The following is a 12,142-nucleotide window of genomic DNA, read 5'->3' as shown; positions in this document are numbered from 1 at the left end:
GTCGACGGGCGGGGCTTGGCCGCCGTCAGGGGGGGGGACGCGAGGCGTGCCGGCACGGCGCGGCGGGCACCGGCGTGCCCGGCCGTGGAGAGCACCGGCGAGAGGCACACCTTGCAGTCCCAGCAGGAACAGCCCGAACCGCAGGTCACCGCCGAGCCCGCCCCGCCCTACGACTCGGACAGGCAACGGCGGCCGGCCTGGAGGCCGAGATGCGCACCGCGCCGCGTCACCGGGCGAGCCGGTACCGCGCCGCCGCAAAGCTCCAGGACAAGATCGCGCTGATCACCGGCGGTGATTCCGGCATCGGCCGGGCGGCCGCCCTTCTCTACGCCCGGGAGGGCGCCGACGTCGCCATCGTCCATCTGCCGGACGAGCGCGCGGACGCGGAGCAGGTGCGGCACGAGGTGGAGGAACAGGGCCGACGGTGCCTGCTGCTGCCCGGCGACCTCAAGGAAAAGGCGTTCTGCCGCGACGCGGTCGAGCGGACGGTGGCCCGGCTCGGCGGGCTGTACATCCTGGTGGCCGCTCCCCGCGGCGGAAGACCCCCGGACGCCACGGCGACGGACGCGTCGCCGAGGCCACGTGGGGGCTGCTGTGGGGCCGCCCCCACGGCGCTCGCGTGCGAGGCTGAGGAGGAGGCCTGCTCGGACGGCGTGAAGCGGAGGACGGTGTGGACTGGGACCGGTTCGCACAGCAGATGGCGTCATTGGCGCGGGATCTTCTGGCGCGGCGTTCGGTCGAGGCCACGCTGGAGCGGATCACCGCCTCGGCCACCGAACTGGTGGAGGGCTGTGACGCGGCCGGCATTCTCGTGCTGCGCGGAACGACGGTGGAGACACTCGCGCCCACCGACAGGCTGGTCGCCGACAGCGACCGGCTGCAGGAACGGCTGAGCGAAGGGCCGTGCTTCGACGCCGCCCGCAGCTCGGACGGAGAGCGGGTCTTCCGCATCGCCGACCTCTGCGGTGAGCAGCCGCGCTGGCCCGCCTATGCCCCACGGGCCCGTCGGCTGGGCGTGGGCAGCATGATGGGCTTCCTGCTGTTCACCGAGGACGAGCACCTCGGCGCCCTGAACCTCTACTCCCGTGAGCCCGGCGCGTTCACCGAGGTCAGTGAGCTGGCCGGGTGGCTGCTCGCCTCCCACGCGGCGGTCGCCTTCTCCAGCGCCCGGACCCACGCCCAGCTGGAGCGGGCCCTCACCACCCGCCATGTGATCGGCGAGGCCATGGGCATCCTCATGGGCAGCCACCACCTCACCGAGGCGGAGGCGTTCGACGTGCTGCGCCGCTACTCGCAGGAGAACAACATCAAGCTCCGCGAGGTCGCCCGCCGCGTCTGCGAGCAGGGCAGCCTCTGACGACCTCGGGGGACGGCTCCTCCGGCACGCTGTCAGAACCAGAGAAGCCTGGCCGGGCCGGCCCCCAGGGGAACGCCGCCTGACCCGACCTGCACATCAAGTCCCCCGCCCCCGCCTCCCCACACCTCCGCCGCACGACGCACCTCAGGACGACGACACCATGGCCGCCGACCTCCACGGCGTCGCCCGGGCCCTCACGGCCCGCCCGCTGCTCCCGGCCGGCTCACGAGTACCGCGTAGAAGCAGATCGGTGCGGGTACCCGGCGCGGGTCACACGGAGGCCCGGGCCCCCTTACGCACCCACGCGACGAAGGACCGTGCTCATGAGCGACGACGAGCGGCAGAACCCGGTCGAGCGGCATCCCCAGCCGGACTTTCCGCAGCAGGACCAGGAGCATCCCGGCTGGACCGGCCCCATGGACCCGCCGCCCGACCACGGGGAGGACTCCTACCGTGGCAGCGGGCTGCTCAAGGACCGCAGGACGGTGCTGACCGGCGGGGACTCCGGTATCGGCCGGGCGGTTGCTCTGGCGTACGCCCGGGAGGGCGCGGACGTCCTCTTCTCCCATCTGCCGGAGGAGGCCGAGGACGCCCGGGAGACGGCCCGGCTCGTCGAGGACGCCGGACGGAAGGCGGTCGCCGTCCCCTGCGACGTCCGCGACGAGGAACAGTGCCGTGCCCTGATCGAACGGGCGGTCGCCGAGTTCGGCCGGATCGACGTGCTGGTCAACAACGCCGCCTATCAGATGGCGCAGCCCGACGGCATCGAGGCCATCTCCACGGAGCAGTTCGACCGGGTCCTACGGACCAACCTCTACGGCATGTTCTGGCTGTGCCGGACGGCCCTGCCGCACATCCCCGCGGGTGGGTCGATCATCAACACCACCTCCGTGCAGGCGTACAAGCCCAGTCCGCACCTTCTCGACTACGCCATGACCAAGGGCGCGATCGTGACGTTCACCCAGGGGCTGGCGCAGATGGTCGCCTCGGACGGCATCCGTGTCAACGCGGTGGCACCGGGGCCCGTATGGACGCCGCTGATCCCGGCGACGCTCCCGGACACGAAGGAGTTCGGGAAGCGGGCACCGCTGGGCCGGCCCGCCCAGCCCGCCGAAATGGCACCCGCCTACGTGTTCCTGGCCTCCGAGCGGGCGAGCTTCATCACGGCGGAAATCCTCAACGCCACCGGCGGCACGCCCCTGCCCTGAGGACCGGCTGCGCAAGGCCCCGTCGAGGAGATGGTGTTGAAGCCGCTGGAGTGGCGCGGTGGCACCGCGGTTTGGGCTCTCCGTCGCTGGGAACCCGAGGGCGCACACGTCGAAGGGCCTACGGCCGGCCCCGGGATCGGAAAGAAGATGAGCCGTCGTGAGCACGCACACCGTCGAGAAACTCGTCGTCCGTGAGAGCGGCTGGGCGGAGGCCCGGCGCCGGCGTGGGAAGGGCGTACGCACGTGCCTTCCCGCTCTCACGGGCAGGAATGCCCGCCGTACGCCGGAGGCCGAGGCGGAGCAGACCATCGTCAGGGGTGACGACTGACCTTCGGTCCGCGGACGGGACCGAGAAGGCCGGCAGGGGACAGCCGGAACTGTCCTCTGCCGGCCTTTCGCCGTGGCCGGCCCGCGGAAGCGCGGGCCGCCGCCGTGCCCGGCCCGGGTGTCAGTCGCCCTTTCCGCGGCCGGTCAGCGCGTCGCGCATCCGGTCGACGAGGCCCATGCCGGGGGCGAGCAGCTTGTTGGCCGGAGGGGTGTCCGGGGCCGCCGGGTGGGGCCGGGTCGGCGCCGTCTTCTTGGCCGTGCGGACCTTCTCGCCGAGGCCGTTGAGGACGTCCGCCGAACAGGACTCGCGCAGTCGGGGAAAGAGGTTGTCCTCCTCGTCCTGGATGTGCGAACGGATCTCGCTCATCAGCCGGGTGATCAGCCGGTCGAACTCGGGGTCGTCGGCCTCGCACCGCTCCAGGTCCTTCATGGTGCGCTCGGCCTGGGCGTGGTCCTCGAGTTCCCGGTCGGCGACCATGTCACCGTCCGCGACGTGCTCGCGGACCGCCGGGTAGAGGTAGGCCTCCTCGGCGACCGAGTGACGCACCAGTTCGATGGTGACCTTGTCCGCGTACTGCTTGCGCTGGGGGTCACCGGAGGGCAGTGCCTCGATCTCGCCGAACATCTCCTCCACTTCCTCGTGATCCCTGGTCAGTTCAGCGATGACGTCTCCGCCGTGTCCCATGTCCTTGCTCCTCTCCTGCTGCTCCCGGCCGTTCGTCCCGGCGGGCACCCTTGCGGGGGCCAGTGAAACGCCTCGGCCCCCGCATACGAGGCATTGACGCCACGGAGGGCCGTCCGGCCGGACCCGACCGACCGGGGCACGGCCGCTCCTGTGGCCTGCGCCGACTCCTCGCCGACGGTTCCGGCCGATGTCCTCGGACGCGGCCCCAAGTACCCACGAACGGCCCAGCCACGCGGCTCGCCCGCTCACTCCGGCGACCGGACGGAACTCGTCTGCATGAGTCACGGTCCCGTAGGAACTTCGGTGCGCATGACAGTCATGCGACGGCGTCAGCAACGTGACCGAGGGCCACAGAGCCTCACCGGTCGCGAGCGAGACCAGTACATGTGAAACTCGTTTCTCGGGCGTCCTCCGCCGGCGGTGCGCATCCAGCCATCGTTCCGACAGCGATGCGGGGGAGCCACACCGGGGCTCTTCACCGCCCTGGCGTTCATCGCCCGTCCCGCGCTGGGCGACCTTGCCCGGGGGCCTCCACCACAGCGTCGTGGTGACCGGTCCCGCAAGACCCCGCGCCGGACCACTGATCCCCGTGAGCCGCCTGAAGCGGCGCGCCGCCATGCCCGGCCCGCCCAGGAAGCGCTGCGCCGTCACCGCGTACGGAGGAGATCGCCATGACCACCGTCTTCTCACCGAACTGGCAGCACGCAGTCGTCACCGGCGGTGCGGGTTTCGTCGGTTCGCACTTGTGTACGGAACTGCTGGACTCGGGTGTGGACGTCACGTGCGTCGACGACCTCAGTACCGGCCGTCTCGACAACGTCGCCGCGCTCATGGACCGTCCTGGATTCACCATGCTGCGGGCCGACGTCTCGGAGGGCATCCCGGTGGAGCGGTCCCCCGACCTGGTCCTGCACTTCGCGTCCCCCGCGTCCCCCGCCGACTATCTCCGCCTGCCCCTGCACACGATGGACACCGGCAGCCTGGGAACACGTCACGCCCTGGAACTCGCCCACGCGTCCGGAGCCCGCTTCCTGCTCGCCTCCACGTCCGAGGTGTACGGAGACCCTCAGCAGAATCCGCAGGACGAACGCTACTGGGGCCATGTGAACCCCGTCGGACCACGGAGTGTGTACGACGAGGCCAAGCGTTTCGGCGAGGCGCTGACCACCGCCCACGCCGACGCGAAGGGGACCGACACCGGCATCGTGCGTCTGTTCAACACCTACGGCCCGCGGATGCGGGGTCACGACGGCCGCGCGGTACCGACGTTCGTCCGGCAGGCGCTCGCCGGCGAGCCCCTCACGGTCACCGGGGACGGGCGGCAGACCCGCTCGCTGTGCTACGTCGACGACACCGTGCGCGGTGTGCTCGCGGCGGCGGCCCACGGCATGCGCGGCCCGGTGAACATCGGCAACCCCGGCGAGATCACCATGCTCGACCTGGCCCGCCTGGTCATCGACCTCACCGGGTCCGACTCCGAGATCCGCTTCGTCGAACGCCCCACCGACGACCCGGCGTTGCGGTGTCCGGACATCACTCTCGCCCACGACAAGCTCGGCTGGGAACCGCGGGTGACGCCCGTGGAAGGGCTGCGCCGCACGATCGCCTGGTTCCGCGCCGAGGCGGAGCACGCGGCGGCGCCCCCGCCGCGCTGATCCCCGGCCCGAGCACCGGCACCCGATCGCCCCCGTCGGCCCTTCGCGCGCCCGGTACCGGATCGTCCCGTCGGCCTTCACCGCGCTCCGGCACCGGCGTCATCCCCTCGCCGAAAGGTTCCGTCCTGATGCGCATTCTCGGAATCAACGCGCTGTTCCACGACCCCGCCGCCGCGCTCGTGATCGACGGCCGTACCGTCGCCGCCGCCGAGGAGGAGCGGTTCTCCCGGCGCAAGCACGGCAAGCGGCCGGTGCCGTTCGCCGCCTGGGAGGTGCCGGAGAAGGCCGCCGCCTGGTGTCTGACCCGGGCGGGACTGCGCCCCCAGGACCTCGACGCGGTCACCTACTCCTACGACCCCCAACTCGCCCGGCCCGCACAGGACATGGGCCTCGACGACCCGTGGGACCACCTGCGGCAGACGTACGCGCGCGAGGCCCCGGGGTTCCTGGAGTCGGCCCTGCCCGGACTCGACCCCGGCATCGTCCGCTTCGTACCGCACCACATGGCCCACGCCGCGTCGAGCGCGTTCGGCGCGCCGGATGCCGGGAACTCCTCCGTTCTGGTGCTGGACGGCCGCGGCGAACGCGCCTCCCATCTGGCCGCGCACCGCGTCGGCGACCGGCTGGAACCCCTGTACGCGCAGGAACTGCCCCATTCCCTCGGGCTGGTGTACGAGGAGCTGACCGAGCACCTGGGGTTCCTGCGCTCCTCCGACGAGTTCAAGGTGATGGCCCTCGCCTCGCACGGCACCCCGCGCATGCTGCCCGAGCTGCGTCGTCACGTACACCCCACCGGCGACGGCGGGTTCCGTGCCACGGGCGTGCCCTGGCACGAACTCTGCCCGCCACGCGGCCCGGACGAGCCGTGGACGCGGGAGCACGCCGATGTCGCGGCCAGTGCCCAGGCGGTCCTGGAGGAGACCCTGCTCGACCTCGTGCGCTGGCTGCACGGGAGGACCCACGACAGCACGCTGACCCTCGCCGGAGGCGTCGCCCTGAACTGTGTCGCCAACTCCCGGATCGCCCGCGAAGGCCCCTTCTCCCGGGTGTGGGTGCAGCCGGCCGCCGGTGACGCCGGGACGGCGCTGGGCGGCGCGCTGCTGCTCGCCGCGGCCGAGGGCGAGGAGCCGGAGCCCATGCCGGGCGCGGATCTGGGCCGGGACTGGTCGGACGCCGAACTCGGGGCCTGGCTGAAGACGGCGGGCGTGCCCTTCGAGCGGCCGGCGGACATCGCCGCGACCGTGGCCCGGTCGCTGGCGGACAACGACATCGTCGCCTGGTTCCAGGGCCGCTCCGAGTACGGGCCGAGGGCGCTCGGCCACCGCTCCCTGCTCGCCCACCCCGGGCACGCGGGCAATCTGGAACGGCTCAACGACGTCAAGGGCCGCGAGCAGTTCCGGCCGGTCGCGCCGATGGTCCTCGCCGACCGGGCCGGGGAGATCTTCGACGGCCCGCTGCCGAGTCCGTACATGCTGTTCGTGCATGACGTGGCGCCCGAGTGGCGTGAGCGGATACCCGCCGTCGTGCATGTCGACGGGACGGCCCGGATCCAGACCGTGGACGCCGGCCGGGAACCGCTGGTGGCCCGCGTGCTCGGCGCCTTCGAGGAGCTGACCGGACTGCCCGTGGTGGTCAACACCAGCCTGAACACGGCGGGTCGGCCCATGGTCGACGATCCCCGGGACGCGCTGGAGTGCTTCGGTTCGTCCCCGGTCGACCTGCTGGCGATCGGCCCGTACGCGGTGCGGCGGCAGGGCCTCTTCGGCACCGGCGGCGAGGGAGCGGCCCGATGAGCGACGTCACCCGGCAGCGGCACGCGCACCCCGACGACCGGACGGGCTCCGGTGACGGGAGCGGCGCGTACGCCGTGGTGGTCCCGACGCTCGGGCGTCCGAGTCTGCGGGCGTGTCTGCAGGCACTGGCCCGGTCCGAGGGACCGATGCCGGTCCGGGTGGTCGTCGTCGACGACCACCCGGAGCCGGACGGCGCGCCGCTCGCCCCGGAGATCCCCCCGTCCCTGCGGGACGTCACGACCCTGGTGAAGGGACGCGCCGAGGGACCGGCCGCCGCACGCAACACCGGGTGGCGGGCGGCCGGCCGGGTGCCCTGGATCGTCTTCCTCGACGACGACGTGGTGCCCGGGCCGTCCTGGGCGGACGACCTCGCCCTGGACCTGGCCACCGCGCCGCCCGACAGCGCCGGGGTCACCGCCCGGATCGAGGTACCGCTTCCGGCGGGGCGGCGGCCCACGGACTGGGAGCGCAACACGGCGGGGCTGGCAACGGCCCGGTGGATCACCGCCGACATGGCGTACCGCAGGGAGGCGCTGGAGGCCGTGGACGGCTTCGACGAGCGCTTTCGGCGGGCCTTCCGGGAGGACGCGGACCTCGCGCTGCGCGTGCTGGGCGCCGGCTGGACACTGACCGCCGGGGACCGCCGCACGCGGCACCCCGTGCGTCCGGCGGACCGCTGGGTCTCCGTACGGCTGCAGGCGGGCAACGCCGACGACGTGCTGATGACGCGGCGGCACGGCCGGGACTGGTGGGAGCGGGCCGGGGCGCCACGGGGGCGCCTGCCCGGGCATCTGGCGGTGACCGCGCTCGCCGCGGCCTCCCTGACCTGCGCCGTCCTCGGGCGGCCACGCGCCGCCGCGCTCTGCGCCGCCGGCTGGCTGGCGGGCACGGCCGAGTTCGCGGTGGCCCGGATCACGCCGGGGCCGCGTACGCGGGACGAGATCGTCGCCATGGCGCTGACCAGCGTGGTCATACCGCCCGCCGCCACCTGGCACCGGCTGCGCGGACAGTTCGCGCACCGGGGGACGGCGGCGTTCCGGCCGGCCGCGCCCTCGGTACGCGTGGCCGTTGAGGAAGTTGAGGAAGGGGTGCGGTCATGACCGGCGTCCTGGCGCCCTGGCTGTTCGGCTCGCCCACACCGGTGGCGGGCGGGGTCGGGACGGGCGTCCCGGAGGCCGTCCTCTTCGACCGGGACGGCACGCTGGTGGCCGACGTGCCCTACAACGGCGACCCCGGGCGGGTCGAGCCCATGCCGTCGGCCCGGGAGGCCGTCGCGGCCGTGCGCGAGCGGGGCGTCCCGGTCGGCGTCGTGAGCAACCAGCCGGGCGTCGCCCGGGGGCTGCTGACATACCGTCAGGTGGACGCCGTACGGCGGCGGGTGGAGGACCTGCTCGGCCCGTTCGACATCTGGGCGGTGTGCCCGCACGGGCCGGACGACGGGTGCCCGTGCCGCAAGCCAGCCCCGGGTCTGGTGCTCGCCGCCTGCGACCGGCTCGGCGTACGGGCCCGGCGCGCCGTCGTCATCGGGGACATCGGCGCCGACCTGGCCGCGGCCCGTGGAGCGGGCGCGCGCGGGGTGCTGGTGCCGACTCCCGTGACCCGGCGCGCGGAGATCGCCGCCGCCGACCGCGTGGCCGACGACCTGCTGGGGGCGGTGCGGCTGGTGCTGGGCCCCGGGACCGGTGCCGACCGGCCCGACGTGGCGACCGCGGGAGGCCGGCGATGAGTACGGCCACCCCTCTCCCCCGCACCCTCGTCGTCCGCCTAGACAGCGCCGGTGACGTGTTGCTGGCGGGTCCCGCCGTCCGCGCGGTGGCCGAGGGTTCCTCCCACACCGCGCTGTTGTGCGGCCCCCGGGGAGTCGCGGCCGGGCGCCTGCTGCCGGGCGTGGACGAGGTGATCGAGTACGACGCCCCGTGGGTGGGTCTGGAGCCGCCGCCGCTGTCGCGGGCCGTGACGGACCGGTTGGTCCAGGAGTTGTCGGCCCGGCGCTTCGACCGCGCGCTGGTGCTGGTGTCGTACCACCAGAGCCCGCTGCCGGTCGCGCTGCTGCTGAAGCTGGCCGGGGTCGGCTGGACCGCCGCGGACAGCGAGGACTACCCGGGCGCCCTGCTCGACCTGCGCCACCACCGGCGGGCCCACCGTCACGAGGCCCTGGCCGCCCTGGATCTGGCGCGCGACGCGGGATTCGCGCTGCCTCCCGGCGACGACGGGGCGCTGCGGGTGCAGCCGCCGCCGGACACCGCGCACCTGACCGGCCCTGAGCCGTACGTCGTGCTCCACCCGGGCGCCGCGGTGCCGGCCCGCGCGTGGAGCCCGGACCGTGCGGCACGGGCCGCCGCCGCCCTGTCCGCCGCGGGCCACCGGGTGGTGGTGACCGGGGGCCGGGGCGAGCGCGACCTCACCTCGTACGTGGCGGGCGGGCACGCGCTGGACCTGGGCGGGGTCACCGACCTGCGGCAGCTGGCCGGAGTCCTCGCCGGGGCGCGCGTGGTCGTCGTCGGCAACACCGGGCCGACGCATCTGGCCGCCGCGGTGGGCACCCCCGTCGTCTGTCTGTTCGCCCCGGTGGTGCCGGCCGAGTGCTGGGGCCCGTACGGCGTGCCGCACGTCCTGCTCGGGGACCAGGACGCCGCGTGTGCCGGGAGCCGGGCCCGGAGCTGCCCGGTGGCCGGGCACCCCTGCCTCGACGGGATCGGCGACGGGCAGGTCCTCGCGGCCGTCGCGGCCCTCGGCGGCCTCACCGATCACGACGGCGGCCGGACCGCCCGACCCGACCCGTGGGGCCCCACCGCCGGCCCGGCGTACGGGCCGGGTCGCGGCCTCGCGACGGAACGAGGAGCGACCGAACGAGGAGCGACCGTATGAACATCCTGCTGTGGCACGTGCACGGCTCCTGGACCACGGCCTTCGTGCAGGGCCCGCACACCTACCTCGTTCCGGTCACGCCGGACCGCGGGCCGGACGGCCTCGGCCGGGCCCGTACGTTCTCCTGGCCGGCCTCGGTGCGCGAGGTGACGCCCGAGGAGCTGCGGGAGACACCGGTGGACCTGGTGATCCTGCAACGGCCGCACGAACTGGAGCTCGCCGAGCGATGGCTGGGCGGTCGCCGTCCCGGGCGCGACGTACCCGCCGTCCATCTGGAGCACAACGCCCCGGACGGCGACGTCCCGAACACCCGGCACCCGTTCGCCGACCGCGACGACCTGACGCTCGTTCATGTCACCCACTTCAACCGGCTGTTCTGGGACTGCGGCTCCACCCGCACCGAGGTGATCGAGCACGGCATCGTCGACCCGGGCCATCAGTACACCGGGCGGCTCGCGCGCGCGGCCGTCGTGGTCAACGAGCCGGTGCGGCGCGGCCGTCACACCGGCACCGACCTGTTGCCCGCCCTCGCCGACGCCGCCCCTCTGGACGTGTTCGGCATGCGCACCGAGGGGCTCGCCGCGCGGCTCGGCCTGCCGGAGGAACGCTGTCGCGGCGCCGACCTGCCGCAGCACGAGCTGCACGCCGCCCTGGCCGAACGCCGCCTGTATCTGCACCCGGTGCGCTGGACGTCGCTCGGGCTCTCCCTGCTGGAGGCGATGCATCTGGGCATGCCGGTCGTGGCCCTCGCCACCACCGAGGCCGTCGAGGCGGTCCCGCCGGGCGCCGGCACCCTGTCCACCCGGCCCGAGGTGCTGGCCCGGGCCGCACGCCTCTATCTGGAGGACCCCGCAGCGGCGGCCGCCGACGGTGCGCGCGCCCGGCAGGCGGCCCTCGAACGCTACGGGCTCAAGCGCTTCCTGGACGACTGGGAGCGTGTGATGACGGAGGCGCGCTCATGAACTCGATCCTCACCCCTTTCCGGCTCGGCAGCGTCACCCCCGCTCCGCGCCCCCGGTCGATCGCACTGGTCTCGGAGCACGCGAGCCCCCTCGCCGTCCTCGGCGGAGTGGACGCGGGCGGGCAGAACGTCCACGTCGCCGCGCTCGCCTGCACCCTGGCCGACCGGGGCCACGAGGTGACCGTGTACACCCGCCGCGACGCGCCGGACCTGCCGGACCGGGTGCGCATGCGTGCCGGGGTGGAGGTGCACCATGTGCCCGCCGGCCCGCCGGAGCAGGTTCCGAAGGACGAACTCCTGCCGTACATGGGGGACTTCGCACGCCATCTGGTCCGCGTGTGGCGGGAGCGGCCGCCGGACGTGGTGCACTCGCACTTCTGGATGTCGGGTGTCGCCTCCCTGCGTGCCGCCCGCGAGCTGGGGCTGCCGCTGCTGCACACGTACCACGCGCTGGGCGCGGTGAAGCGACGGCACCAGCAGCTCGCCGACACGAGCCCGCCCGCGCGCATCGCGCTGGAGCGGAACGTGGGTCTCGGCTGCGACCGGATCATCGCCACCTGCCGCGACGAGGTCGACGAACTCGCCCGCATGGGCGTGCCGGCCGGTCAGGCCACGATCGTGCCCTGCGGGGTGGACACCGACCTGTTCACCCCGCGCGGCCCCGCCATGGCGCGTGGATCCCTCCCCCACCGGATCCTGCAGCTGGGGCGGCTGGTCCCGCGCAAGGGCGCGGGCGTCGCGGTCGCCGCCCTCGCCCTGCTGCCCGACGTCGAACTCGTGGTGGCCGGCGGCCCCCCGGCGGACCGGCTCGACGACGACCCGGAGGTCCGCAGGCTGCGCGCCCTCGCCGACGAGGCGGGGGTGGCGGACCGGGTCCGCTTCACCGGCGGGGTGCCCAGCCAGGAGGTGCCGCCGCTGCTGCGCGGCGCCGACGTGGTGGTGTGCCCCGCGGACTACGAGCCGTTCGGCATCGTCCCGCTGGAGGCGATGGCCTGCGGCCGGCCGGTGGTCGCCAGCGCGGTGGGCGGGCAGCTCGACACGGTCGCCGACCCGGGCACCGGGCGGCTGGTGCCGCCGCGCGACCCGGGGTCGCTCGCGCGCGCCGTGGGCGAACTCCTCGCCGGCCCCGCGGCCCGCGCGGCCTGCGGGGAGACCGGCCGCCGTCGCGTGCTGCGCCGCTACTGCTGGGACCGCGTCGCCGCGGCGACCGAGGCGGCGTACGAGGAGGTCGTCGACGCCCGGCCCGCCATGACCGGCGTGGTCTGACCGTCCCGGCACTCCGCCGTGC

Annotated in this window: 11 protein-coding genes and 1 pseudogene; 11 read left to right on the top strand and 1 reads right to left on the bottom strand. The window is 74.2% G+C overall.

Features of this window, described 5'->3' with window-relative positions:
- Positions 1 to 209: 209 nt before the first annotated feature.
- The 4 genes and pseudogenes from JIX56_RS42145 to JIX56_RS42130 all read left to right on the top strand — a co-directional run.
- Positions 210 to 464, top strand: a pseudogene (locus JIX56_RS42145) (SDR family NAD(P)-dependent oxidoreductase); the annotation flags it as partial.
- Positions 465 to 670: 206 nt separating this feature from the next.
- Entirely contained in the window at positions 671 to 1,357 is a 687-nt protein-coding gene (locus JIX56_RS42140) for a GAF and ANTAR domain-containing protein (RefSeq protein ID WP_257549000.1), read from the top strand.
- Between the two features lie 323 nt (positions 1,358 to 1,680).
- Positions 1,681 to 2,565 (top strand): SDR family oxidoreductase, encoded by an 885-nt coding sequence (locus JIX56_RS42135; protein WP_257548999.1) that lies wholly within the window; start codon positions 1,681 to 1,683, stop codon positions 2,563 to 2,565.
- 157 nt (positions 2,566 to 2,722) lie between these two features.
- Entirely contained in the window at positions 2,723 to 2,893 is a 171-nt protein-coding gene (locus JIX56_RS42130) for a hypothetical protein (RefSeq protein ID WP_257548998.1), read from the top strand.
- Positions 2,894 to 3,013: 120 nt separating this feature from the next.
- On the opposite strand, the gene JIX56_RS42125 is transcribed toward JIX56_RS42130, so the two are convergent.
- Positions 3,014 to 3,577 (bottom strand): hemerythrin domain-containing protein, encoded by a 564-nt coding sequence (locus JIX56_RS42125; protein WP_257548997.1) that lies wholly within the window; start codon positions 3,575 to 3,577, stop codon positions 3,014 to 3,016.
- Positions 3,578 to 4,248: 671 nt separating this feature from the next.
- On the opposite strand from JIX56_RS42125, the gene JIX56_RS42120 reads away from it, so the two are divergent.
- From JIX56_RS42120 to JIX56_RS42090, 7 genes are all read left to right on the top strand, one after another.
- Entirely contained in the window at positions 4,249 to 5,232 is a 984-nt protein-coding gene (locus JIX56_RS42120; RefSeq protein WP_257548996.1) for an NAD-dependent epimerase/dehydratase family protein, read from the top strand.
- A 128-nt stretch (positions 5,233 to 5,360) separates the two neighbouring features.
- The gene (locus JIX56_RS42115) at positions 5,361 to 7,025 is read left to right on the top strand and encodes a carbamoyltransferase family protein (protein WP_257548994.1); all 1,665 of its coding nucleotides are present in this window, start codon (positions 5,361 to 5,363) and stop codon (positions 7,023 to 7,025) included.
- Positions 7,022 to 8,125 (top strand): glycosyltransferase family 2 protein, encoded by a 1,104-nt coding sequence (locus JIX56_RS42110; RefSeq protein WP_257548992.1) that lies wholly within the window; start codon positions 7,022 to 7,024, stop codon positions 8,123 to 8,125. The genes JIX56_RS42115 and JIX56_RS42110 overlap by 4 nt, the downstream gene beginning before the upstream one ends.
- Positions 8,122 to 8,751: a D-glycero-alpha-D-manno-heptose-1,7-bisphosphate 7-phosphatase gene (locus tag JIX56_RS42105; protein ID WP_257548990.1), complete on the top strand. Its 630-nt coding sequence runs from the start codon at positions 8,122 to 8,124 to the stop codon at positions 8,749 to 8,751. The genes JIX56_RS42110 and JIX56_RS42105 overlap by 4 nt, the downstream gene beginning before the upstream one ends.
- Complete coding sequence (locus JIX56_RS42100; RefSeq protein WP_257548988.1) at positions 8,748 to 9,893, top strand: glycosyltransferase family 9 protein; 1,146 nt, start codon at positions 8,748 to 8,750, stop codon at positions 9,891 to 9,893. Before JIX56_RS42105 ends, JIX56_RS42100 begins: the two co-directional genes overlap by 4 nt.
- On the top strand, positions 9,890 to 10,855 hold the full coding sequence (locus JIX56_RS42095; protein WP_257548987.1) for a glycosyltransferase: 966 nt from the start codon (positions 9,890 to 9,892) through the stop codon (positions 10,853 to 10,855). The genes JIX56_RS42100 and JIX56_RS42095 overlap by 4 nt, the downstream gene beginning before the upstream one ends.
- Positions 10,852 to 12,120: a glycosyltransferase gene (locus JIX56_RS42090; RefSeq protein ID WP_257548986.1), complete on the top strand. Its 1,269-nt coding sequence runs from the start codon at positions 10,852 to 10,854 to the stop codon at positions 12,118 to 12,120. The genes JIX56_RS42095 and JIX56_RS42090 overlap by 4 nt, the downstream gene beginning before the upstream one ends.
- Positions 12,121 to 12,142: the final 22 nt, after the last annotated feature.

The sequence above is a fragment of the Streptomyces sp. CA-210063 genome (assembly GCF_024612015.1).
Classification (GTDB): Bacteria; Actinomycetota; Actinomycetes; order Streptomycetales; family Streptomycetaceae; genus Streptomyces.
This window is presented reverse-complemented; position numbering and strand designations above follow the sequence as displayed.